Here is a 23,347-nt window from a genome sequence, read left to right as displayed (position 1 = left end):
CACCAGTACACACCGCAGCAGGAAACCGTTGTTGAGTTTTCGTCAGACGAGGTGGATCCGTGACTTCAGAGCTTCTGGACACTCCACAGACCATGGCTGCTGGCACCTGTGCGGCGTCCTACAGTCGACCTGGTGTGCTGGAGATAGACCTCCAGTTGGCCGCCTCCGCCGTGACCCCCGTGCGCGGGATCGTCATCGCTCACCTCGCTCTGTGGGGCCTGTCCGCCTGTGAATGGCAGGTCGGCCTGGCGACGTCTGAACTCCTTACCAACGCCTTCCAACATGCGCGGCAGGTTGACCAATCGACGGTGCACGTACGGCTCGTGCTGTCCCGCACTCCCGGTGGTCTCTTCCTTTCCGTCAGTGACCCCTTGAAACGGCACCCACACCTCATCGAGGCCAGTGACGACGATGAAGGCGGGCGCGGAATCCCTCTCCTCCGCCAGATCGGAGACGGGTTCGGCTGCTCCAGCAACGACCGAGGCAAGGACGTGTGGATCACCTTCGCAACGCCGTAACTCAGTCCGCTCCCGGCCAGGCCACTCCTTCGTAAAGGACTCGACAAGATGCATTCCCCACGTGCCACGAACAGGACTTGTGCCGTGCGTCCTTCGCTGCTCCTTCGGAGAGGCGGCATCCGGCGCGGGCACGGAAGCGGTCAACGACCCTCCGCCGCCGTGGAGTCGATGCCGAAGCGCGATCACGTGGTAGCCGCATCGGAGACGGTGACGCTCGTGCTGGGCGAGGACTCGTCGCTACCCGAGAGCACCGCCGATGTGAACGACCTCGTCAGGCATCTGCGTGGCCACGTCGCCCGGCTTGAACGCCAGACGGCCCCCGGCGTTCCCGTCCTTTTGCGCGCGCAGCGTCTGAGCTCGGAGGACATCCCCGAGGACGACGCGCCCAGCCGGGCGTACCTGAACCGGCTGGCCGAGGCCACCTGGGAGCTGATCACGCATGTGGAGTGCGGTGGTCACGAGCCGATGCGTCCGCCGCCCCGGCGGCCGTGGTGGCAGCCGCAGATCAACGTATGGCGCGGGCTGGTTTGCACCATCGCCCTCACCTGCGTGGTCGTGGCGGCTTCGGTGCCGCGGACATGACGCTGACCGGAGCGGTCGTCATCGGGCTGGTTCTCGGGGCGATGGTCTGGCTGGTGCTTCGCTGCGAGCGTGGGGCCGATCCGGCCTCGCCCGACGAGGAGTGCCCGCCTCCCCGGAGCATCCCTCCCTCACACCGGTGACCAACACGTGCCTCTTCCTCACCGTTCCCGGCCGCTGCGGCGGCCCCGATACCACCCCGGACCTACGGGGCTTTATGGAGATCCACAGGATGAAACGACGTCTTCCGTGCATCGAGCAGTACGACCCCGTCGGCGGGCGGCAGTTGGGCAACTTCCCCCAGGCGTACAGCCACATCGGGATCGTCGGCTCCGCGCTCCTGCTGCAAGAGCTCGGCGCGAGTGCGCCCGAGGCCGAGGCGGACGTCCTTGCGGCGGGTGCCCGATGAGTACCTTCGTCACCATCACGATCGTTCTGCTCGCCCTCGCGGCTGTCGCCGCCGCGGTGGCGGCTTGGACCAACCACCGCCGCTGGACGGCGGCACGGCAGCAGGCGGATCGCCTGGCGCGTGAGCGGCAGTCCATCGAGCACGCCCTGCACCAACTGGTCCACGAGACGTTGCCGCAGATCTACAAGAAGAGCGGCTGGATCACATCGCCTGCCCTCTCGCCGGAACTGGCTGGCACCGACGTCGGTGAGTGGCTGGATCACGCGGCGAAGGCCACAGCCGTCCTCGTCCAAACCGTGATCGGTGACATCCGGAACGCGGCGCACCAGGAGATCGAGCAGGTCAAGACGCAAGCGACGGAAGAGCTGCGGCGTTCGCACTTGGACGCGCAGCAGGAACTCGAACGCGTGCGGGCTAACGCGGTGCGCGCGACGGAGGCCGCGGTGCGCAGTGTGTCGTCGGCGCTGGTGGGGATGGCCGCAAGGACCAGTCACACAGTCAGCAAGGGGGTCCGTCGGCATCAGGACGACGACGTCTTCGAGACGCTGACCAAAATCGACCGGACCGTCCAGCAGACCCTGTTGGTAGCTCAGGGCTGGACGGTCCTAGCCGGCGGAAAGCTGACCCGGCATTGGCCCACGGCGACGTTGACCGATGTGGTGCGGGCCGCGATGGGCTACGTCGAGGACCACCGCCGTGTGGAGGCACAGGAGCTGCCCGTCGCGGTGAAGACCCGCGTGGTCGGGCCCGTGGTGCACACGCTGGCGCTCCTGCTGGACAACGCGTTGCGCTTCTCCCCGCCGAACTCCCGCGTCCACGTCTCCTTCGAGCAAGGCCACAACGGGGTCACCGTCATCGTGGACGACAGCGGCCTGCAGATGACACCCGAGCAGCTCGATGACGCGCGGGACATCCTCGCCGGCTCGCGCACCACCGACATCACGCAGCTCGGCGCCCTCCCCAAGACCGGTCACCGGGTCGCCGCCGCCCTCGCGCGCGCCTACGGATTCCGCGTCGACGTGCAGGCGCCCAACGCACTGCTGGGCACCCGCGCACTCCTCACCCTTCCTACAGATCTCCTCACCACCGTCAACGAGACCGCGCCCGCACCTGTGCAGCCGATGCGCGATGTCCCGCAGATCATGCCCGAGCCCGCCGCGGAGGGCCGTCTCGCGCTGGCCCCCGCGCGCCTCGCTTCCCCATCGGTGCCTCTGCCGGCCGAGGTACCTGCCGGTGAGCGAGCAGTTCCCCACACGACGGCCAGCGGGCTGACGGTGCGCCGCCGACGCGTTGGTCCTGCCTCTGTTCCCCCCGCCCGCCCGGCCAACGCACAGCCGGGACGCCCCAGCGTGATCGCCGACTGGGCCCGCGGCAGCCGAGCCGCGCGCGCCACCGAGCAGATCACCGCCCTTCCCACGACCGACGACGAGCAAGGACACGAGGTATGAGCGAGACACACATCGGCTGGCTCCTGCAGCAGTTGGAGGCGACCGACGGCGTGGAGTACGCCGTACTCGTCGCGTCCGACGGCATGAGCCCGGACTACACGCCCCGCCTTTCGCGCGAAAGGGCGGAGAAGATCGCCGCCATCACCTCCACGCTGTGGGCGGCGTCACGGGCCTACGACCACGAGACGGACGGCGAGGGCGTGCGCCAGGTCCTGATGGAGTCGGTCGGCCACATCTCCCTGCTCATCCCGGCCGGCAAGAACACCCTGCTGGCGGTCCGCACCAGCAGCCCCCACTCCGACATCGGTGTGATCGGCGAGGCCGCTCTCCGACTGGCCACGAGCGTCGGCGACCACCTGGGGGTCAAGACCAGGGTGACCAGCAGCTCGGGCTCGGCGCCGGCATGAGCAGGCCGCGGCCGGATCCCGACCTGGTCAGGCCCTACGTCCGCACGGGCGGACGTACCCGCCCCAGCCAGGACGTGCGCCTGGAGAGCGTGGTCTTCGCCGCGACCGGCACCCTCCCCGGCCTCAACGCCGACGCGCGTCGCGTGCTCGCCCTGTTCACCGACGCGCACGGCGGAGGACTGAGCGTCGGCGAGATCGCCTCCCAGCTCGCCCTCCCGCCCTCGGCCACCCGCATCCTCGTCGCCGACCTCATCGAGCAGGGACTGATGACCCTCGCACAGCGCGACGACGCCTCCAACCCAGAAACCTCACTCCTCGAAAGGGTCCTCCGTGGCCTCCACGCCATTTGACCGGTTCGTCGCGCCGACGGTGACGGACACCGCGAAGATCGTGATCGCCGGCGCCTTCGGCGTCGGTAAGACCACCTTCGTCGGCAGCGTCTCCGAAGTGGAGCCGGTCCACATGGAGGAGACCATCACCGGGGCGAGCGCCCAGGTCGACGACCTCACCCACGCCCCGGAGAAGTGCACCACCACCGTCGGCATCGACTTCGGCCGCAAACACCTGGGCAGCGACCTGGTGCTGTACCTGTTCGGCACCCCCGGCCAGGCCCGGTTCCGGTTCCTGTGGGAGGAGCTGATCGCCGGCGCTCTCGGCGCCCTGGTCCTCGTCGACCCCCGCAAACTGGACGCCTCCCACGAGGTCCTCACTCTCCTCGAAGAGAACCTCGTCCCGTACGCGGTCGCGGTCAACGAATTCGACGGCGCGCCCCGTCACCCGCTCGGCGAGATCCACCAGGCGCTCGCCCTGGAGGGACACACGCCGCTGACCGTGTGCGATGCCCGCGAGCAAACGTCCTGCAAGCACGCCCTGATCGAGCTCGTCGAATACCTCGTCCGTCTGGAGCAGCGACCGTGAGCACCCTGACCCGTGTCCCTCTGTACGAGCCGGACTTCGCCCAGGACCCGCACGCCTCCTACCGGCGTATGCGCGCGCAGTTCGGGCCGCTGGTCCCGGTGGATCTGGCCCCGGGTGTGCCCGCGACGCTGGTCGTCAGCTATGAGCCGGCCCGCCGTATTCTCAGTGACCCGCAGCGTTTCCCCGCAGATCCGCGCCGGTGGCAGAGCACCGTCCCGGACACCTGCCCCATCCGGCCGATGATGGAGTACCGGCCCAACGCCCTGCGTTCTGCCGGTGCCGAGCACGCCCGCTACCGGGCCGCGAACGTCGCTGCACTCCAGGCAGTCGACCAGCACGCGCTGCGTGACCACGTCGAGGCCGTCGCCGCTCAGACGATCGATGCTTTCCAGGCCACTGGGAAGGCCGACCTGCTGTCTCAGTACGCCTGGCCCATTGCCTTCCAGACGCTCAGTCATCTGCTCGGCTGTCCCGACGAAGTCGGCAACCGGATCGCGGACGGCATGTCCAAGATCTTCGACGGGATCAACGCCTCCATCGGCAACCAGATCCTTGCCCAGGCCGCCGCCGACCTCGTCACCCTTCGCCGCGCACGTCCCGGCGACGACGTGACCAGCAGACTGATCGCCCACGGCGCCGGGCTCGACGACGCCGAGATGAGCCACCAGCTCATCACGCTCTACGGAGCCGGAATCGAGCCGCTGACCAACCTGATCGCCAACACACTCCTGGAGATGCTCGCGAACGCCGACTTCTCCGGAAACCTGCACGCTGGCGAGGCATCCGTCCGCGAGGCCCTGGACACGGTCCTGTACCGGGACCCTCCGCTCGCGAACTTCTCCATGAGCTACCCGCCCCGGCCGGCCGACGTCGGCGGCTACCTGCTCCCGGCCGACCAACCGGTGGTCATCAGCTACGCAGCCTGCAACAACGACCCCGATCTGGGGACCCAGTCGCTGGGCAACCGCGCCCACCTGGCCTGGGGCGCTGGCCCGCACGGCTGCCCGGCCAGCTCGCACGCGTACCTCATCGCCGAGGCCGCCATCCGCCACGTCCTCGACGCCCTGCCCGAAATGGATCTCTCCGTGCGCCGCGAAGACCTCATCTGGCGCCCCGGCCCCTTCCACCGCTCGCTGACCAACCTGCCCGTCATCTTCCCGCTTGTCTGAAAGAGGCCCTGACGTGTCCGAACACCAGATACTCGTCCTCGACCCCACCGGCAGCGACCCGGACGCCGAACACCAGGCCCTGCGCGAGCGCGGCCCCGCCACGCGCGTGGACATCCTCGGCGTGCACGCCTGGTCCGTCTCCGACCCGGCCCTCCTCAAACAACTGCTCACCAGCAAGGACGTCTCCAAGGACGGCCGCGCCCACTGGCCGGCCTTCGCCGAGACCGTCCCCACCTGGCCCCTGGCCCTATGGGTTGCCGTGGAGAACATGTTCACCGCGTACGGCGCCGACCACACCCGCCTGCGCCGCATGGTCGCCCCCGCCCTCTCCGCCCGCCGCACCGCCGCGCTCCAGGCAGACATCGAACGCTTCGTCACCAGCATCCTCGACGACCTCGACACGCTCCCCGCCGACACGGTCGTCGACCTGCGCGAGCACCTCGCCTACCCCCTGCCGATCGCCGTCATCGGCCAGCTCATGGGCGTCCCGGCCGACCAGCGTGTCGAGTTCCGCACCGTGGTCGACAACGTGTTTGCCACCCACCTCACCGCCGAGGAACAGGCCGCCAACACCGCCTGCCTCTACGGTCTGCTGGACGACCTCATCGAGACCAAGCGCACCGCGCCCGGCGATGACATGACCTCGCTGCTGATCGCCACCCGCGACGACGAGGGCGACGGCTCCACGCTCAGCGACGCCGAGCTGCGCGACACGCTCCTGCTGATGATCAGCGCCGGCTACGAGACCACCGTCAACGTCATCGACCAGGCCCTCACCACCCTGCTGTCTGACCCGGCCCAGCTCGCCCACGTGCGGGACGGGCGGTGCACCTGGCAGGACATCGTCGAGGAGACCCTGCGGTACGAACCCGCGGTCAAGCACCTTCCGCTGCGCTACGCCCTCACCGACTTCACGCTCCCCGGCGGGCAGACCATCCGCTCCGGCGACGCCATCCTCGCCTCCTACGCCGCCGCCAACCGGCACCCCGACCTGCACCACCAGGACGCCGACCGGTTCGACGCCACCCGCACCACCAAGGAACACCTCGCCTTCGGGCACGGCGTCCACTTCTGCCTCGGCGCCCCTCTGGCCCGCCTCGAAGTCGCCACTGCCCTGCACCTGTTCTTCGAGCGCTTCCCCGACGCCCAACTCGCCACCGGACGCGAGGAGCTGCGGAGGCTGCCGAGCCTGATCAGCAACGGACACGACAGCGTCCCTGTACGCCTGCGCCCGACGACGACCAACTGACCACCGTCGACGAGGAACTGAACTCAGCTATGACCGCCCCCACGGCCACGACACAGCACCTCACCCCGTCCGAACAACGCCTCGCCCAGCACGTGGTGGAGAGCCTGAACGCTCGCGAGATCGCAAACGTCGCCGGGCTCAAGCCGACCACCATCTACGCCACCCTGCGCACCGTGCGCTGGAAGATGAACTGCCCCGCCCGCTGTCCCCTCGCCGTCGTCGCGCACCACCTCCTCGCCGCCGGCGAAATCGCCGCACCGGCACCACAGCGGCCCGCTCCGGATCTCAGCGCCGAGCAGGACCTCCTCCTCCTCTAGGCCGTTGCCGTAAACAGCCTGCCCCGCGCCGTCGCGCGTGCCGCCGGTCTGGACCCGGCAGACCTGAGCACCGCGCTCGACCAGCTCCTCGCCGACACCGGAGCACAGGACACCACCGAGCTGGTGGTCTTGGCACACAGCTGGCACCTGCTCCCGGCCGAGCAGGCCCCCACAATGCGCAACGGAGCAAGCCAGTGACCCACGCCCCGCTCACCATCACGCCGGCACTGCTGAGCACCACAGACGAATCCCCTGCGAGCGCCTCCGCGCCCACCGAGGACATAGAGCGTGCCGAGTACGCCCGCGCAGAACTCCGAGGCGAGAGCAAGGAACTCGCCCATCTGACCCGCAACTTCAAGATGGACCTCAACGTGCGGGCCGACCGCGAGGCGATCAGGGAATTCATCGAACCTCGACTGCCTGCGGCTGAAGAACGGCACCGGCAAGCCAGCGGCTCACCCACGGACGACGCCCGCTGGGCCAAGATCATCGCCGACATGCGCCGGCCCGACGCCGACGTACTGAGCCTGTCCATGGCCGCGCAGGAGCTGCTGACCGCCCTACAGGAGGCATGGCGGCCAGGGCCGAACGTGCAGGACATCGCAAACCGCATCCGTGCTTCCATCACCACCGGCACCTACCCACCGGGCAGTTACCTCTCGGCCGGGCGCCTCAACACCGAGCTAGGGTGCGAGCCCGCCCTCCTCGTCCGGGTACAGCGCGCCCTCACCGACCTTGAGGGCGAGGGCCTGATCACCATTCCCCAGCAAAACCGCGTGAGAGTAGCCGGCGAGACGGAGCAGCTCGACCAGGTCAGCCAGACGACGGACTGGATACGACTTCTGATCCAGAACGGCGTCTACCCCCCGCGGACAATCATCCCCACACGGCGCGATCTCGCCCGGCTCCTCGTCACGCCCACCACCGTCCTCACTCAGGCCATGCGCGTGCTGCACGAGGAGAAGACGGTCATCGCCTACACCGGGACGCCCACGCGCGTCTGCGCAGAGCTGCCCTTCGAGGCAGCCGAGCCACCCGATCTGAGCACGCTTCTCGCGCGGCTGGACGCAGTGGCACTGCCCGACGCCGACCTGTCTCCTGACAACATCAGCGCAATGCGTCAGCAGGCCCGCAACTGGTGGCACAAACGCTTCACGCCCCACCCCGAGGCGCTGACGCACACCTTCCGCTCCCTGGCAGCGACAACCGCATACCTGATCCCACTCGCCGACCAGCAGTATCCGGATGATCAGCGCGTCCGGACGCTGCTGCGAACGGCGGCCATCACGGCGCTTGCCGAGCTGCCGAAGGACTTCGACCGTCGAGTCTGGCGGGCTGCGTGCCTGGGTGCCGCCGTCGTCGAGATCCTCGAACTGGTCCCCGACTTCGTATGGAGGGGAAAGGCATGAGCCGGGGACAGACCGTCAAAACCTGCCCCACCTGCAAGGGGCTGAAAAAGATCAGGACGATGCAGCGGGGGAAGGGCGTCGTCATCCTCTGCCGCGACTGTAAGGGACGCGGACTGCAGACCACTGGGTAACCGCGCCGCTGCCTGCCTGCAACAGCCGCCCCTTTCGCCCTTTCCCTCAGCCTTCCCGCACATCAGAACTCCCCTTTCATCACGCCGAGTTGCCCCCAACAACTGGCAGACGAGGGAGGCCCACCCGACAAGGACAAAGAATGTGCAAGCACCAACCCACCTGCCCGTCAGCCAACGCAGCCGACCGGGAGGCTGCACACCCTGTAGCGCACCACCCGGAACAGGGCTGGCGTGTGAACTGCACTGTGCGGACCGGTGGTTCAACATGAAGCTGCGTGCTGTGACCTGGAATCTGTACTGCGGCGGCGTGGACGGCGGTGCGGATGAGAGCCGCCTTCGCGTACAGACTGAGACCCTGGCCGACCTGGCCCCTGACATCGCGTGTCTTCCTGAGTGCAGTTGGTGGGACGAGGAAGACGAGCGGCGCCTGTGGCAGACGGCGCATCTGCTGGGCATGGCGCCCGTAAGAATGGCGCCCTCACACGTAGGCGATGGGCGAAACTTCACCACCCTGCTGTACCGGCCGTCCCGTCTTCAACTGCTCGGCCGGCGGACCCTGGGCCGCGGGGTGTTCCACCACGCCCTGATCCGGGCACGGCTGCGGCCTGTCGCAGCCGGCGACGACAGCCCGCATGACTTCCTGGCCTTCGGCACGCATCTCAGCTACGTCGACGGCGACACGCGACTGAGGGAAGCCCGCTGGTTGACCGACTACGGCGGCGAGTTCCCCGGCGTTCCACCGCGGGCGGTACTTCTGGGTGACCTGAACATGCCGGACCGGGAGTCGGAGGACTGGTCGCTCATTCCGAAGAACCTCCAGTCGCGGTACCGGATCGTTCTGCCCAACGGGGAGTTCGGCGACGCGGATCGGCGTGCCGTTCAGGTGCTGATCAAATCCGGCTGGAAGGACCCGGAACTACTGACCGGCGAGAAGAGGGCCGCGATCGTCGGCTACTTCTACCCGAACGAACCCGTCCCGTGGTCTCTCGACTACGGCCTGGTCTCCGGCCTGAAGGTGATCTCCTACCGCACCCATGATGCGGCGAGGTCAGCCTCGGACCACTTGCCGGTGGTGCTCGATATGGAAGTGGGCCCACGCGCATGACGATGGTGATCAGCCCGCATCGTCCCCTCTCGAAGCTTCAGGCGTGAAGTCGGGGCGCCGGGTAAGCCCAGGTCTCCCACCGCTATCACCGGTCGCCGTGAGGAAGCCGCCTCGGTGAACACTCTCGGCCCCGAACCACGCGAGCTCCAGCACTGTCATCAACTCAAGAAAAGAGGAAGGCCCTTGTCCGAACCCGACGCTTTTTCCTGGCCCATGCCCGGTAAGCGAGTCAAGGACGAGCAGCAGAACCTCATCGGCGAGGAGCTGAAGAAGCGGTACAACGCCGGCGCGTCGATCCGCGTTCTCGTTGAGGAGTCTGGACGTTCTTACGGTTACGTACACACGCGCCTGGCCGCGGCCGGTGTGGTGTTCCGGTCTCGGGGCGGCAACACGGCCGCCTCGCGGCGCCGTCCTGAGAGCGGGCCGACCCCGCTCTGATGGGCTCTAGAGCGGCCTTGAGCCCCTGGGCCCTGGTCGTCTGACGAGCCTCCGATAACACCGCCCCATCACGTTATGACGTCTGGAGTCCTTGAAATGAGGCGATCGTGCCGGCCGCGGCCCCGAAGTCGTCATCGTCCACTTCGTCCAGCCTGGCGGCTAGGGCTTGTCCGGCGGATCAGGTCGGCGTGCCAGACCCCGCGTCCGCGACAAGATCCGCCGGACAGGCCCTAGCCGCCTACCGAACGCCGCCGCTTTGTAAGGGCGGTCGTGGTCGGCAGCGGAGTACCCCAGGTCGCTCCGGCTGTAGCCGCTTCCCAGGTGAACGGCGCATCTCGACTGTGGCGAGCCGTCGTTGACCGTGATTGACCGCACGATGTGGCACGGCTGTGGCAGGTTCTGAAGCGGCCAAGCGCTTAGAAGGCGCCTGGTGAAATTCTGCGCGTACCTGCTCTGACCTGGCGTTCCCCGAACGCTGAGGGCGAATGTTCGATGCCCTCGACACGTATTCGACACAGAGGGTGAACGGCTTCTGTCGCTCTGCGATGATCTCCTGGTGAGGTATCCCGATACGGACGAGCTGTCTTCAGCAGAGCGCGCATTCATGATCAATGCGACGGAGATCGATATCCCGCCCGGCGTCCGGGGAGACCTGGACGAACCGTTGGTCTCCGCCGGGCCCACCGAGCTTGCCGCAGTCCTCGTGCCGCTCATCGACAGGGGCTGGATTGAAGTCTCTCGGCTCGTTCCCTGGACCGCCCCCGATGGAAATCCCGGGCTCCAGCCTGGTCCTTCCATCCCGCGACGTGAACTCCCTGCCTTGCTGGCAGATGCTGACAACTGGAAGTATCCAGACGACGGCGAGTGGTTGGGTCGCCTCACGCTCGTCCTCACCGAAGCTGGGCAGAAGATTCCCCGCTGACCTTGGTGACACCCGCTTTAGGAGTTCGATCAAAGTTATCTACTGGATGGCTCGGGAAGTTGCCCCGGAGGCGAGTCAGAAAGTCCTGCAGATAGGGGAACCGTTGATGGTGTGGCTGACATCGTCCATGTGATCACAGTTTTGGAGGACTTGGCCCAATGCGGATCTACATCAGTGTGGACATGGAAGGCATTACGGGGCTCGTTGACGCCGACGATGTCCAGCCCGGCGGCCGGGACTACGAGCGCGGACGTCAAATGATGGCCGAGGACGTCAACGCGGCTATCCGAGGAGCGGTCGCAGCAGGCGCCACCCACATCACCGTGAACGACGCACACGGCCCCATGCGCAACCTTCTGCCCGAGGCCCTGCACCCGGCGGCCCGCCTCATCCGCGGCCAACCCAAGAACATGGGCATGCTGGACGGTCTCGCTGCTGACCACGACGCCGTGATCTGCGTCGGGTACCACTCCCGAGCCGGCACGCTCGGTGTGCTGAGCCATAGTTTCATGGGACATGAAATCGAGGACATGCGGCTGAACGACCGGCCGGTGGGGGAGATCGGCCTGGCTCAAGCAACCGCAGTAGCTCTCGGTGTTCCCGTGGCGGTCCTCACCGGCGACGACCGCGCCTGCGAAGAAATGATGGAGTGGGACGCCTCGGTCATCACCGTGGCCGTGAAGTACGCCCGAGACCGTTTCGCGGCCGAACTGCGCCCTGCGGACGAGGCACGTACGGCAATCGAAAAGGCCGTTGCCTCAGGTTGTGTTGAGCCGAGGGTCCCTTCGACGGCTTCGGAACCGGCTACCCTCACCGTCCGATGGCAATCGGCTTCGGTCGCCTCCGTGCTTCAGGGAATTCCCGGGGTCACTGCGGCGGGCTTCCGAACCGTTCAGGCGCAGGGCGCTCTGCCCAGTCTCTACCGTCAGTTTGGAGTGTGGATGCGGGTGGCAGCTTCCACGACCAATCAGCCACCGTACTGCTGACCGCTGTACAAAATGAACGGGAGCCATCCCGGCAGCCAGATCGAGAGCCAATTGTGCATTTGTGAATCCATGGAGGGCTGCGAGTTTCGCATGGCTGAGGGAAGATAGCCAGTCACTCGACCGACTGATGGCTGAAGCATGGCTGCGAGTTGGATGCCAAGACGCCTTGCCCGGTCAGTCGCTGCGTCCCGTCATGGCGACGGTCACGCCCACCCCGATCATCGCCAGCCCGCCGGCACCGCCCACGAGTTCGTACCGGCGGGGAGAGCGGGCGAACCACGTCCGTACGCCGCACGCGGCCACGCCCCACACACTGTCGGAGGCCAGGCCGATCCCGACGGGCACCACGCTGAGCAAGAGCATCTGTGCAGGCGCGTGACCGCTGGCCCGGTCGACGAACTGCGGCAGCACGGCTCCGAAGAGGATGAGCGCCTTCGGGTTGGTGACGCCGACGACGAACCCCTCGCGAAGTGCCCGTCGCGCGCTGCGGGGAGCTGCCGCGACGTCGAAAGCGTCTGCCAGCACCCGGCGTTGCCGGATCGCATGGATACCTAGCCAGATCAGGTAGGCGGCGCCGACTGCCTTGAGCGCCAGGAATACCGCCGCCGACCGCTCCAACAGCATGCCAAGCCCGAGGGCCACGCAGGCCGCGACTACGAAGTTGCCCGCAGCGTGCCCGAAGACCGTCGCCAGCGCCGTACGGCGGCCGTGCGCCAGGGCCCGCCCCACCACGAAAAGCACGCCAGGCCCCGGAATAACGATGAGAACGGCAGATGCCAACGCAAAGGCGAGAAGCTGATCCGCTGATATCACCCGTGAGACTGTACTCGGCAGCCGTTTCGGCCACCAGGGCCCCGGCGTCCAGCCGCAGGGTGGCACGGCGGCCCGCCCATACGGCCGATCGACCCAATCTCCGACACCCACCGCGCACGTTGAAGGCCCCTGACCAGCAACATCGGTCGGGGGCCTTCGTCTTGCGAGCTGCCTACTGGTGACCGCGAATTCCCGTGAGTTCCCGGTCTATCGGGCACGGATGGGGCACGGCTGCTTGAACGGCGGACCGAGCCGTCGACCTCGCGGAAGTGTCAGTGGCTGGTGACAGACTCCGTCGGCATGAGTGATCAGGTGCGCTTGAGAGACGTTGGGCCTGCCGACTTGGAGGAGTTCTTCGCACAGGAGCACGATCCTGAGGCCGTGCAGCGGTCGAAGTTCTCGCCCCGGGAACGGGAGGCCTTCATGGCCCACTGGGCGACGAAGGTTCTTGGGGATCCCACCGTCTTCGTGCAGGCCGTCACCGTCGACGGGGAACTCGCGGGCAACGTGATGGCTTGGTGGGACGAGGGGCGGCGCTTCATCGGGTACTGGCTCGGCAGGCAGTACTGGGGCCGAGGACTCGGCACGCGGGCACTGACGCTCTTCCTGGAGTGGGAGAAAGCCCGCCCCCTGCACGCCGATCCCTACATCGGGAATGCCGGTTCGGTGCGACTGCTAGAGAAACACGGCTTCCGGCGTGCCGAGACGGTCTGGTACGGCGAGTATGAGCACATCATGTTGGTGCTCGACGAGAACCTCACCTAGAGCCTGTCCGGCGGATCATGTGACCACTCCGCTCCCGATTCGTTGGCATGGACATGGGGCGGGGAGATCTGACGAACTACGAGTGGACACGGCTGAAACCGCATCTGCCGAAGTCCGGTCAGCGTGGAGGTAGTTGGGCGAGCCACCGCAGGGTGATCAACGGGATCCTCTTCCGGCAGCGCACGGGAGTGCCTTGGAGGGATCTACCTGCGCGTTTCGGCCCGTGGAAGACCGCGTACGAGCGGCACAGACGCTGGTCGGCGGACGGTACGTGGGACAAGATCTTTGCAGCTGTCCTGGCCGACGCCGATGCTGAAGGTCGCATCGACTGGTCGATGGTGAGCGTGGACTCGACGTCCTGCCGGGCCCACCAGCACTCTGCCGGAGCGCGGAAGCAACCTCCGCGGGTGCCGGGAAAAAGAAGCACGCCCCGGCAGCACCGCCCCGACGAGGGACTCGGACGCTCCCGGGGCGGACTGACCTGCAAGATCCACCTCGCTGGGGAGGGCGGTCGCTGCCCGCTGTCCCTGCTGATCACACCAGGCCAGTGGGGCGATGCCCCGCAGTTCATCGCGGTCATGGAAGGCATTCGCGTCGGCCGCCGCGGTGGCGGGCACCCCAGGACCCGGCCGGACCATCTCGGCGGCGATAAGGCGTACAGCTCCCGACGCAACCGCCGCTACCTGCGCAGACGCCAGATCAAACACACCATCCCCGAACCGAAGGACCAACGGGCCCATTGCAAAAGGCGCGGCAGCCACGGTGGTCGACCCACCGGCTTCGACAAAACGATCTACAAGCGCCGCAACGAAGTAGAGCGGACGATCAACACACTGAAGAACTTCCGGGCCGTGGCCACGAGATTCGAGAAACGCGCCTTCATCTTTCACGGCACTGTCACCGTTGCCGCGGTCCGGCTCTGGCTCCGCATGTGATCCGCCGCTCGAAGCCTGCACGGCGTAGTACTCAGGGCTGCGGCTTCTTCCGTTGCCCGACCCAGGTCTCAAACCGTGCGGAATCGCGGATGCCGTCATCGAGGACCGCGCGGTAGACGTCGAAGCTCCTGACAGTCGTGCCGTACTCGGGACGGTCGGCCCAAGCCCGCTTGATTTCGATAATGACCGCGCGGCTCTCGTCCGTCAGACGCGGGCGCAGGGTAGTCAGGTGGGCGGTCGAGGGCTGACGCTCGGGCTCGTCGAGAAACCAGACGTCGAGGTTCCAAGCGGCCCCGGACGATACACACTCCACACCAAGGTACAGGCCGTCAGGGTAGGCGTCCGGCTCCCGGTTCCACGCCCCGCAGTCATTGCGAAAGGTCACAAGACGGACGTGTGGGTGAGTCGCGAGCCGAGCACCGACCGCGGCGACGGCCGCCACGGCAGCATCGTCCAGACGCTCGCACACCACGTCCAGATCCAGATCCCGACGAACCATCAGGCCCAGCGCCGCACTCCCGACGATGGTCGGAGTGCCGACATCGGCCAGCAACTTGTCCAGCCGGAGCTCTCGAAACACGCCCTCCGCTTCGGCTCGCAGCGCATCCTGCTCCCCCAACACCTCAGATACGTCCACACGATCACCCTACGGCGTCCCGTGGATCACGTCGCCGGCCTGTTGGACTGGCTCCAGAGACAAGGTGGGGAACCTCACCCACGCCATGATCCGCCGGACAGGCCCTAGCCCCAGCGAGCAGTTCGGTGGGCGGCACGGGAGGAGGCATCGCGTCGTCGGTCATGGGACTTGTGGGCGTCGGGTCGCGTCGTCACTGACCCTCCTCGGCAGGTTGGCGGTTCGAGCGGCCTACGGGTTGGTCAGAGATCCTCAGACGGCGCGTGTGCACACGTATCCGAGGGACGTGAGTCCTTCCGCCTGGCACAGTCGGTCGGAGGCCCCGCCGACTTCGGTCTGGAGAAGCTGGTAGGCGGCGCCGTGGTCGCGGCCCCAGGACATAGCCGCACGCCACAGGGCGCGACCGTGGCCGTGGCCGCGGTGCTCCGGGAGGACGCCGAAGTATTGCGGGAGGAGCTGTGTCTGGCCGGCGGGGTCGGTCATGGTTTCCATGGGGCCGATGGCTCCGGCCAGTTGGCCGTCATGGGTGATGGTGAGGACGGGCCCCACCTTCTCGGCCTGCATCTGGTCGTGGAGGAAGGCGAAGCCATCGGTCTTCAGAGTTTCGGCGAAGTCGGCGAAGGACGCCTGCACGGTGGGCGGCTGCTGGTCGTAGGGCTGTACGTCGGGGTGCATTCGGTCTTCCGCTCTCGTGGTGATGAAGTCCTTCAGCTGGACCCGTGTACCGGCGTCGGTCGCGTACTCGTCTGGGTTTTCGGGGGCGAGGAACCACACGATGCGGGCCGTGGCCGCGCTGTGGGTGGCGGCGAGCTTGCGGGCGAGGTCCGCGCCGGCGGTGAGACTGCCGGGCTGCGAACCGTAGACGTAGACCTTGACCGTTCCGCCGCCGCGGTCGGTCAGGGTGGGGACGAGGGTCTGCCGCTCGTCGTGCTGGACGTCGTCGGTGAGCATCTGCTCGGCCTTGCGGTCCGACCAGCGCTGGTCTTTGTCGTGTGAGAGGAATTGGCCCGTACCGGCGATGTCGGCCACGGCGTCGAAGAGCGCGGGCAGCGGCGCCTTGGGGTGGAGGGGGCCGAGAGTCGGTACGTACGGCACGGGCATCACGGGCTCGATCCAGCCCCAGTGAAAGCGCATGGCCGCACGCTACTCGCCAGCCGCATACGGCGCAGGCCCCGGCGCGGAACGCGCCGGGGCCTGCTTGTTCATGACCGGATCAGGTGCGGATCGGGTCAGTGGGGGTTGTCGTCACCGGCGTTGCAGGAGCACTTGACGGAGTCCATGACCTCGTCAAGGTCCGCGACGGTGGTGATGGTGGTGACGGGCGGGGCAGCGGGCTCGGTAGGCCGGGTGAAGTACGCGGGTCCGTCGGCGCGGGTGGGCCCGTCGTCGGGGAGCGGACGCCTGGGCGTGATCTCTACGGCCACTGCGGTCATGCGTTCACCTTCGCTTTCTGTCCGTGCTGGCAGTAGCTCGCCAGCGGAGCCTTCGCCTCCTGGTAGTGCTTGGCCAGGGGCCTGCATACGGTGCAAGCGCCGGAGAGCTGGCAGCCTGAGCAGCCTCCGGTGCGAAGCATGAGGCGGTCCGCGATCGCTCCGAGCCGGGCGAGGCCCTGGATTCCCTCGTTGGGGAGGCTGATCTGGTCGTCGCGGCCGATCTTGCAGATGGACACCAGCCCGTGGGGGTCGGTGTGGAAGAAGGTGTGTCCGGCGTTGCAGCCCGTGAACTGCTTGCGCATACGCAGGTGTTCTTTGGACTGCGCGGTGAGGACTTCGCCGCCCCCGTAGATCGTCGGGGTCATGTTCGTGAAGACGTTGTACTCGACGTCCCACGACTCGCACAGGGCGATCATCGCCTGTTCCTCGTGGGCGTTGTCCTCGGTGACGATGATGCTCATCCGCAGCGGCAGGCGGGCCCGGCGGGCGGCGTTCATGCCTTGGACGAAGAGATCCCAGGCGCCGTCGCGTTGCGTCAGCTCGTCGTAGCTCGCCTTCGAGGCACCGTACATGGACACGGTGACGCGGTACGGGGGGCGCTCGCGGAAGAGGTTCAGTAGGTTCTCGCGCCACAGCAGGGTGCCGTTGGTGGAGATCGTGAGCATCATTCCGAGGTCGAACGCGGCGGCGTAGGACTTCATGAAGTCCCTGTCGATGGTGGGTTCGCCACCCGTGATCTGGAGCCACAGGACGCCGGCCTCAGCCATGATCTTGAGGCAGTTCAGCTTGTCGCCGAGCGGCATCCCGGAGTTGACCTTGAGGCCTAGGTAGCACTGCTTGCAGGCGAGGTTGCAGCCGAGGTTGATCTCCCAACTTGCCCGCGAGTAGCCCCAGGCGGAGGGCTCGCGGACCAGGAGGACTTCCGCGGCCTGACGGCCGGCCAGGTCCAGGTCCGGCCACTGCTCGCGCGTCGAGTCGGCGAGCCACGACGGGACGGGCGCGGCCCGGTCCAGGTGGCGCAGTTCCTCGTAGCGGGGCTCGGGCAGGAGCAGGCCGCCTCGGGTCCCGGGACGTACAAGCAGATGCTGTTCCAGGAACGGGCTTGCGATCAAGTCGTGCATAAGGACCTCCTGTTGGGGTGTTCCGGCCGGTGGAGTTTGTCGAGGGGCCATGGGCGGGTGTGCGTGCCGCTCACAGCGCCGGGACCTTCACGAGCGCCCACACGGATTTCCCGGCGGTGTGGTCGCTCGTGCCCCAGTCGGCGGAGAGGGCCTGGATGAGGAGCAGGCCGCGGCCGGCCTCGTCGTCCTCGCCCGCCTCGGCCAGGACCGGGCGCCGGGGGCTGGAGTCGGAGACCGTCACCCGGACCGTGTCCGGGGTCGGACGCTCGACCGTCAGGCGGCACCGGGCCGGCGCTTCCGGGTCCCCGGTGGCCGGCGTGGCGTGGCGTACGGCGTTGGTGACCAGTTCGGTGGCGATCAGGGCCACGTCGTCGGCCGTGGCCTTGGGCAGGCCCCAGCACCGCAGGGTGAGGAGTGCGGACGCCCTCGCGAGGGGGACGCTTGAGGGCCAGCACGCCAGGCCCATTGAGTAGCCGGGGTGTCCTGTCGTGTGCGGTCTGATCGGTGTCATCGTCACGGGCTCACGCCTTGGTCAGGGGGCGGGGAGGAGTGCTGTGCCGGTCCTTCTCGGGGGTGGGAGGTGGACCGGTACAGCCGTCAACCGGCCGACCCGTCGACGTCTTCGGCGGCCGTGAATCAGGGAACTCCCTTACGGTCCGCGGCGGAACGGGCAACACTGAGTCACACACTGAACGTGCTGAATACTCGGGGGTAACACAGGGATGGCACAGGTCAGGGAACCCAACGAGCGTCTTGCAGCACTGCTGGAAGAGGCTGGGTGGAGCAACGAGGACTTAGCGCGGAGCGTCGGCAGGGTTGGGCGCGAGCTGGGCCACCAGTTCCGCTACGACTCTTCGGCGGTGACCCACTGGAAACGTGACGGGACCATGCCGCGGAAGGCCGCACGCACGGCAGTAGCCGAGGCGTTCGCCCGCCGCCTCAAACGTCCGGTCACCCTGCAAGACGTGGGCATGGGTCCGGCGCCTGACGTGTCGCAGGAGGCGCCGGATACCGTGTCCGGACTGATCGACCTGGGGAGTGCCGACATGGACCCGTCCCGCCGCGGCGTTCTATCCGCTGGGCTCTACTCTGCCGCCCTAGCCGTCCCCGGATGGCCCGACGCCGGCGAGAGGTTCGAACGCGTCATCAAGGACCCGCACACCTCAATCGGGCCTAGTGAGGTCGCCGCGGTCCGCGCGATGACCGAGCACATAAGCGATCTTGACGACCAGTTCGGCGGCCGGATGGCCCGCCCCCTGGCCGCCGCGTTCCTCGTCAACACCATCGCCCCGTACCTGAAGGCCACCGCGTCCGACGACGTGCGCGAACAGATGCTCTCGGCCGCATCCGATCACCTGTACCTCACCGGCTACATGGCGATGGACGAGCGGGCCGACGGACTCGCCCAGCGCTACTACGTGAAGGCCCTGGAGCTCGCTGGCGCCGCACGCGATCACCTGACCTATTGCACGACGCTGCGCGGCATGAGCGTGCACGCCGTCGACCTCGGGCACGGCCACCAGGCCGTCAGACTCGCCAACTCCGCCGCTGCGGCGTCCCCGAAGGCCGGGCCTCGTATGCGGGCGTTCCTCGCCGGTCAGCAGGCACACGCCGCCGCCCAGACCGGCGACCGCTCGGGGGCGCTGCTGTGGATCAAGGAAGCCGAGTCCGCGATGGAGCGAGCGGAGTCCCGGGCGCAGGCGTTCGGCTCCTACGATCCGTCGTCGCTTGCCTACCACGTCGGACAGGTCCGTTACGAACTCGGTGACGTCGCCGGGTCGGTCGAGTCTCTGGAGGAAGCTGACCGGCTCCGGGAGCCTGTCTACCGGCGAACCCGAGTGCGCTACAACGGTATGTTGGCGGAACGAATGCTCAAGATCGGCCGCCTGGAAGAGGCGTGTAAGCGCTGGCACAGCGTGCTGGACGACTACGGCCACATGCAGTCTGGCCGCTGTGACGACCGGTTCCGGATCATGATGGCGTCCATCCGCCCCTACCTACGCAACAGCCATGCCCGGGAGCTGTACGAGCGTGCACGGCCTATGGCGCCAGCCGCCGCGTAGTTCGGACGCGCCGGGTCCGGCGGGCATCATGGACGCCACGGACTCGACGAGCTGGACCGATGCCAGCGTGTACGGCCTTCAGGCCCGCCTCGATGGCGACGGCTTGGTGCACACCCGCACGTCTGGAGGGACCCGGGTGGTGTCCCTCGAATGGCTCCAGCGGCGCGCCTCGTCGAGCACGCTCGATATGCCCGCCAACGATCTGTGGACGCCTGCTCTGGCTGCGAGCGTTCGTGGCCCCGTTGTCGGCTGCGCTGGCTGTCGGACCGCACGGAGACACGGACGGGCGTACCAATTAATGCACCCGAACTCAATTTGATCTTGACGTCCAGATTCCAAGCAACTTGCGCTTGGTGACCTTTACAACATGCCTTCCCTATTGGATCACGCATTCCTCCTTGTACCGTGGAGCGAAAGGGCGCGCCGGGCGACCGAAGTACCGCTATACCACAATCTCCTGGCTGCTAGCGCCTCGCGTATGAGTAATCAGGATGGCGCTAACAGTGAACAACTCGGCATTACTTCAAGGGGGCGACGATGCGTTGGCATAGAGGTTCTCCGCTGCGCACCCTCGTCAGGGAGTGCGAAATCCTGATCGCCGACCTCCCGATCCCGTCCCCGTTTAGCGTCGAGGCGTTGATTCGGAATATGGAGGGCGCACTAGGGCGCCGGATCACCTTGATTCCCATGGATTTCGATGGGGGTTTGGGGACGGCCTGCGGCCTTCGGGTGAAGACGCAGGATGCCACAATGATCCTCTATCAGCGCCGTCCGACTCGTAATCAGACGGTCCACGTCATCCTCCATGAGGCCATGCATGAGTGGCTTGATCATGGAACGTCTCTGACTGCTGCCGAGATCGGCGAGTATGTCCCCGAAGAAGTTCGCGAGAAGGTCCTTGCGCGCTTCCCATGGGTTTCGATTCAAGGGCGCGTTAACTTCAATAAGCGCGAGGAGAAGCAGGTCGAGGTTTCGGCCTCGCTGGTAAAGCGGACGGCGTACCGCCAGTCGCTCCTGGGGGATGACATGGTCAGCCTTCTGGAGAACTCGCTTTCCCATCCGGTCGCTCCTCCAGGGCGCCGCCGCTCGCTGCGAATCAACAGAGATTTCTGAGGCAGGTTTTCTGGCCTCGCGAATCCTGTCAAGTCACGCATTCCATCTACTGGCAACTAAGGCTGCAGTCGGCCGACCTTCCGAGTCGGCGAGGTGAGCAGCCCGCACAGAACTCCACTGGTTACGTGTTCGATTACTTTAAGTACCTCACTGCGGCGGTGATGACCGTCATCGCCTTATGGCGGCTTCCGGCAGTTAGATACGGCGACTCTCACCGTAGGGCGCTCTGGGGTGGCTATTCCGGATTCGCCGTAGCTCTGTGGCTTTATACGCCAGCAGTAAAGAGTGTGGTGGATCACGTGCCCGTGGTGGACCTGAGTGCCTTGCTGAGGCACTTTGCCAGTACTGCGGCGATCGTCGCGGCTCTGACTTATGTCGCTGCCAGCTATGGGACAGGGGTGGGGGGTGTTGTACCCCGACACGTGGCAGTCTCCCGCTGGATCGCCCGCGCGTCCTATAAGGCAGGAGCGATAGGAGTCGCTCTACTTACGGTCCTGTTTTTCACTGTGGTGGACCGTAGCAATCCGAGCGAGGATTTCCTCGTCGACCACGCCGGACAGTGGGGAGCCGCGGTCTATATGACCGCTTTCTATTTCGCCCCGCTCGTAACTACTACGGTCTGCGGGTATCAGTGGACGCGGGCGGCCCGGCAGGCCGAGAGCACGAGCATGCGCATCGGGTTGGCCTTGATGGGGATTGCGATGTGGATGGGGCTGATCCACACGGTGGCACGTATCACCATTCTTTGGGTGGCGGTCGCCTTCCCTGTGGGCGCCTCCAGGGTGCTGTTCCTCGTTGACGCCACCTCGATATGGATGGACTTGCTTTTCCTGATTGTTGCTGCAGGAGCAAGCATTCCCACCACTCGCGCGGCTGTGGCGCGCTGGAAGGCCGGGGATACTTTGTACAGGATCTATCCACTCTGGTTCGATCTGATGAAGGCTTTCCCTGGGACGAGCCTGTATCCACCTCGACGACGCTTTTCAGAGCTTATGCAGCTAAGCGTCCCCATCGATGTTCGCCTGGACCGGTGGACGCAGGATATTGCTGACGCCTACGAGAAGCTGCGCTATTACGCTCCGCATTGCCTGATGTTCGCTGCAGAGGATATTTCCGCGACGCACTCCGACCCCGACGCAGCCGCAGAAGCGTACTGGGTCAAGGCTGCCCTCCAATTCACGGATACGACACCTGTCGGTCCTCATTCGGCTGTCCCTCTAAGGGAGAAGCCATTCGTGGACACGGCCAGTGAAGCGGCGTGGCTGGAGCGAGTCAGTAGGGCCTACTCGCGTATCACTCCAGAACAGGCGCGGGAGCTTCTTCGGGTGGAAGCCGAAATGGATATCTAGCAGTTCAGGCCCCACTCCCGAGCGTGCGTGGCGCATAGTCGTATGGCATATTCACTTGAACGGCGATCTGCCGGGTGAGATTTAGCACCATCTTGTTAATGAACCTGGCTGGTACCGTGGTTTATGCGGGTCGATAGGTCTTGATCCCGCCCCGTTCAGTGCACTCCGGCCAGCGACGCCACATACTTCCGTCGCCCTATGCAGCCGGGGCTGTGACGTCGCCCAGTCTGGGCGAGCGTCCGAAATCTCAGCAATGGAGTTCCTGCATGTCCAACCGCCGCACCGGCCTCATTCTCGATTTCGGAGGCGTTCTCACCACCCCGCTGCTGCCCGCAGTACTCGCCTTCGAGGAGCGCGAAGGGCTTCCCAAGGGAGCCTGTCTCACGGCCTTGTACAAGGACGAGGAGGGCGTCCGGATCACCAGCGACCTTGAGCGCGGGGTGGTCTCCCAGGACGAGTGGAACGAGTTTGCGGGCAAGATGCTGGGAGTGCCGGCCGACAACCTCATGGGCCGGATCTTCGGCGACCTTCGCCCCGAGCCGCTGCTGATCAACGCAGCCGCCGCAGCGCGTCGCGCCGGCATCAAGGTCGGCATCCTGTCGAACAGTGTCGGCCTGGCCCCGTGGGACCTGTACGACGGGTACGACCTTGAACGGCTGTACGACGTCGTGGTGATCTCCGAGCTGCACCTGATGCGCAAGCCCGACCCCGAGCTTTTCGAGATCACACTCAAGCTTATGGATCTGCCGGCCGATGATTGCGTCTTCGTCGACGACACCGAAGCGTATGTCCGGGCGGCCGAGCAGCTCGGTCTCGCGGGGGTGCACAACGAGGACCCGAAGCAGACGGTAGCCACGCTCTCCGAGCTGCTCGGCGCGGACCTCGCGACGTCTTAGCCCGGCGCCTGCGTGCAGGGAATACAGAGGTCCGGCCGGTCTACGTCACGATGTCGGAGCCTCGTCGGCCCCTACCTCGGCACAGCAAGCTCAATCCAACGACGCGACGGCAGTGCGGCGTCACCCGGACTCGGGTGACGCCGCACAGCCGGCGCGGCGGTTTGCCCCCGCCCCGCGGCAAGCAGAGGTAGGGAGAGCGGGGGGGGGGGGGAGGTGGTTA

27 protein-coding genes and 1 pseudogene are annotated in these 23,347 nt (G+C 66.6%); 22 read left to right on the top strand and 6 right to left on the bottom strand.

Going from position 1 to position 23,347, the window contains the following annotated elements; all coding sequences use genetic code 11:
• Positions 1-59: 59 nt before the first annotated feature.
• From ABZ893_RS33045 to ABZ893_RS32970, 16 genes and pseudogenes are all read left to right on the top strand, one after another.
• Complete coding sequence (locus tag ABZ893_RS33045) at positions 60-518, top strand: ATP-binding protein (RefSeq protein ID WP_361411443.1); 459 nt, start codon at positions 60-62, stop codon at positions 516-518.
• Between the two features lie 168 nt (positions 519-686).
• Positions 687-1,100, top strand: a complete 414-nt coding sequence (locus tag ABZ893_RS33040) for a DUF6415 family natural product biosynthesis protein (RefSeq protein WP_361411564.1) — start codon at positions 687-689, stop codon at positions 1,098-1,100.
• Positions 1,101-1,329: 229 nt separating this feature from the next.
• On the top strand, positions 1,330-1,506 hold the full coding sequence (locus ABZ893_RS33035) for a hypothetical protein (RefSeq protein WP_361411568.1): 177 nt from the start codon (positions 1,330-1,332) through the stop codon (positions 1,504-1,506).
• Positions 1,503-2,954 carry an ATP-binding protein gene (locus ABZ893_RS33030; RefSeq protein WP_361411441.1) on the top strand — a complete coding sequence of 484 codons (1,452 nt, stop codon included), beginning with the start codon at positions 1,503-1,505 and terminating at the stop codon, positions 2,952-2,954. The genes ABZ893_RS33035 and ABZ893_RS33030 overlap by 4 nt, the downstream gene beginning before the upstream one ends.
• The gene (locus ABZ893_RS33025; protein WP_361411439.1) at positions 2,951-3,361 is read left to right on the top strand and encodes a roadblock/LC7 domain-containing protein; all 411 of its coding nucleotides are present in this window, start codon (positions 2,951-2,953) and stop codon (positions 3,359-3,361) included. Before ABZ893_RS33030 ends, ABZ893_RS33025 begins: the two co-directional genes overlap by 4 nt.
• Complete coding sequence (locus tag ABZ893_RS33020) at positions 3,358-3,711, top strand: DUF742 domain-containing protein (protein WP_361411437.1); 354 nt, start codon at positions 3,358-3,360, stop codon at positions 3,709-3,711. The genes ABZ893_RS33025 and ABZ893_RS33020 overlap by 4 nt, the downstream gene beginning before the upstream one ends.
• A complete protein-coding gene (locus ABZ893_RS33015) occupies positions 3,692-4,279 on the top strand; it encodes an ATP/GTP-binding protein (protein WP_361411435.1) in 588 nt (195 codons plus the stop codon). Before ABZ893_RS33020 ends, ABZ893_RS33015 begins: the two co-directional genes overlap by 20 nt.
• The gene (locus ABZ893_RS33010) at positions 4,276-5,448 is read left to right on the top strand and encodes a cytochrome P450 (protein WP_361411433.1); all 1,173 of its coding nucleotides are present in this window, start codon (positions 4,276-4,278) and stop codon (positions 5,446-5,448) included. Before ABZ893_RS33015 ends, ABZ893_RS33010 begins: the two co-directional genes overlap by 4 nt.
• A 13-nt stretch (positions 5,449-5,461) precedes the next feature.
• On the top strand, positions 5,462-6,697 hold the full coding sequence (locus ABZ893_RS33005; RefSeq protein WP_361411431.1) for a cytochrome P450: 1,236 nt from the start codon (positions 5,462-5,464) through the stop codon (positions 6,695-6,697).
• Positions 6,698-6,726: 29 nt separating this feature from the next.
• Positions 6,727-7,014, top strand: a complete 288-nt coding sequence (locus ABZ893_RS33000; protein WP_361411429.1) for a hypothetical protein — start codon at positions 6,727-6,729, stop codon at positions 7,012-7,014.
• Between the two features lie 194 nt (positions 7,015-7,208).
• Entirely contained in the window at positions 7,209-8,423 is a 1,215-nt protein-coding gene (locus tag ABZ893_RS32995; RefSeq protein ID WP_361411427.1) for a GntR family transcriptional regulator, read from the top strand.
• A gap of 271 nt (positions 8,424-8,694) precedes the next feature.
• Positions 8,695-8,796 (top strand): annotated as a pseudogene (locus ABZ893_RS32990) (DUF5999 family protein); the annotation flags it as partial.
• Between the two features lie 23 nt (positions 8,797-8,819).
• Positions 8,820-9,659 carry an endonuclease/exonuclease/phosphatase family protein gene (locus tag ABZ893_RS32985; RefSeq protein WP_361411425.1) on the top strand — a complete coding sequence of 280 codons (840 nt, stop codon included), beginning with the start codon at positions 8,820-8,822 and terminating at the stop codon, positions 9,657-9,659.
• Between the two features lie 213 nt (positions 9,660-9,872).
• Complete coding sequence (locus ABZ893_RS32980) at positions 9,873-10,097, top strand: helix-turn-helix domain-containing protein (RefSeq protein WP_361411423.1); 225 nt, start codon at positions 9,873-9,875, stop codon at positions 10,095-10,097.
• A 556-nt stretch (positions 10,098-10,653) separates the two neighbouring features.
• A complete protein-coding gene (locus ABZ893_RS32975) occupies positions 10,654-11,019 on the top strand; it encodes a hypothetical protein (protein WP_361411421.1) in 366 nt (121 codons plus the stop codon).
• A gap of 158 nt (positions 11,020-11,177) precedes the next feature.
• Positions 11,178-12,005, top strand: a complete 828-nt coding sequence (locus tag ABZ893_RS32970) for a M55 family metallopeptidase (RefSeq protein WP_361411419.1) — start codon at positions 11,178-11,180, stop codon at positions 12,003-12,005.
• A 174-nt stretch (positions 12,006-12,179) separates the two neighbouring features.
• Here ABZ893_RS32970 and ABZ893_RS32965 read toward each other — a convergent pair whose 3' ends face one another.
• Positions 12,180-12,818, bottom strand: coding sequence for a LysE family translocator (locus ABZ893_RS32965; protein WP_361411417.1), 639 nt, complete (start codon positions 12,816-12,818; stop codon positions 12,180-12,182).
• Between the two features lie 300 nt (positions 12,819-13,118).
• On the opposite strand from ABZ893_RS32965, the gene ABZ893_RS32960 reads away from it, so the two are divergent.
• The gene (locus tag ABZ893_RS32960) at positions 13,119-13,583 is read left to right on the top strand and encodes a GNAT family N-acetyltransferase (RefSeq protein ID WP_361411415.1); all 465 of its coding nucleotides are present in this window, start codon (positions 13,119-13,121) and stop codon (positions 13,581-13,583) included.
• A 53-nt stretch (positions 13,584-13,636) separates the two neighbouring features.
• Positions 13,637-14,518, top strand: a complete 882-nt coding sequence (locus tag ABZ893_RS32955) for an IS5 family transposase (protein WP_361411562.1) — start codon at positions 13,637-13,639, stop codon at positions 14,516-14,518.
• A gap of 31 nt (positions 14,519-14,549) precedes the next feature.
• On the opposite strand, the gene ABZ893_RS32950 is transcribed toward ABZ893_RS32955, so the two are convergent.
• The 5 genes from ABZ893_RS32950 to ABZ893_RS32930 all read right to left on the bottom strand — a co-directional run bounded on the left by ABZ893_RS32950 (position 14,550) and on the right by ABZ893_RS32930 (position 18,217).
• Positions 14,550-15,155, bottom strand: a complete 606-nt coding sequence (locus ABZ893_RS32950; protein WP_361411413.1) for a hypothetical protein — start codon at positions 15,153-15,155, stop codon at positions 14,550-14,552.
• 249 nt (positions 15,156-15,404) lie between these two features.
• On the bottom strand, positions 15,405-16,286 hold the full coding sequence (locus ABZ893_RS32945) for a GNAT family N-acetyltransferase (RefSeq protein WP_361411411.1): 882 nt from the start codon (positions 16,284-16,286) through the stop codon (positions 15,405-15,407).
• A 95-nt stretch (positions 16,287-16,381) separates the two neighbouring features.
• Positions 16,382-16,585 (bottom strand): hypothetical protein, encoded by a 204-nt coding sequence (locus ABZ893_RS32940; protein ID WP_361411409.1) that lies wholly within the window; start codon positions 16,583-16,585, stop codon positions 16,382-16,384.
• The gene (locus ABZ893_RS32935; RefSeq protein WP_361411407.1) at positions 16,582-17,706 is read right to left on the bottom strand and encodes a radical SAM protein; all 1,125 of its coding nucleotides are present in this window, start codon (positions 17,704-17,706) and stop codon (positions 16,582-16,584) included. Before ABZ893_RS32935 ends, ABZ893_RS32940 begins: the two co-directional genes overlap by 4 nt.
• 70 nt (positions 17,707-17,776) lie before the next feature.
• Complete coding sequence (locus ABZ893_RS32930) at positions 17,777-18,217, bottom strand: ATP-binding protein (protein ID WP_361411560.1); 441 nt, start codon at positions 18,215-18,217, stop codon at positions 17,777-17,779.
• Positions 18,218-18,428: 211 nt separating this feature from the next.
• On the opposite strand from ABZ893_RS32930, the gene ABZ893_RS32925 reads away from it, so the two are divergent.
• From ABZ893_RS32925 to ABZ893_RS32910, 4 genes are all read left to right on the top strand, one after another.
• Positions 18,429-19,769, top strand: a complete 1,341-nt coding sequence (locus ABZ893_RS32925; RefSeq protein WP_361411405.1) for a tetratricopeptide repeat protein — start codon at positions 18,429-18,431, stop codon at positions 19,767-19,769.
• Between the two features lie 537 nt (positions 19,770-20,306).
• Positions 20,307-20,882, top strand: coding sequence for a hypothetical protein (locus tag ABZ893_RS32920; RefSeq protein ID WP_361411403.1), 576 nt, complete (start codon positions 20,307-20,309; stop codon positions 20,880-20,882).
• Between the two features lie 125 nt (positions 20,883-21,007).
• Entirely contained in the window at positions 21,008-22,231 is a 1,224-nt protein-coding gene (locus ABZ893_RS32915) for an MAB_1171c family putative transporter (RefSeq protein ID WP_361411401.1), read from the top strand.
• A gap of 266 nt (positions 22,232-22,497) precedes the next feature.
• Positions 22,498-23,127 (top strand): HAD-IA family hydrolase, encoded by a 630-nt coding sequence (locus tag ABZ893_RS32910; RefSeq protein ID WP_361411399.1) that lies wholly within the window; start codon positions 22,498-22,500, stop codon positions 23,125-23,127.
• The last annotated feature ends 220 nt before the right edge of the window (positions 23,128-23,347 follow it).

The organism is Streptomyces sp. NPDC046821, from assembly GCF_040645335.1.
In the GTDB taxonomy this organism is placed as follows: Bacteria; Actinomycetota; Actinomycetes; order Streptomycetales; family Streptomycetaceae; genus Streptomyces.
The sequence above is the reverse complement of the archived record's forward strand: the minus strand, read 5'-3'. Positions and strand labels throughout refer to the sequence as shown.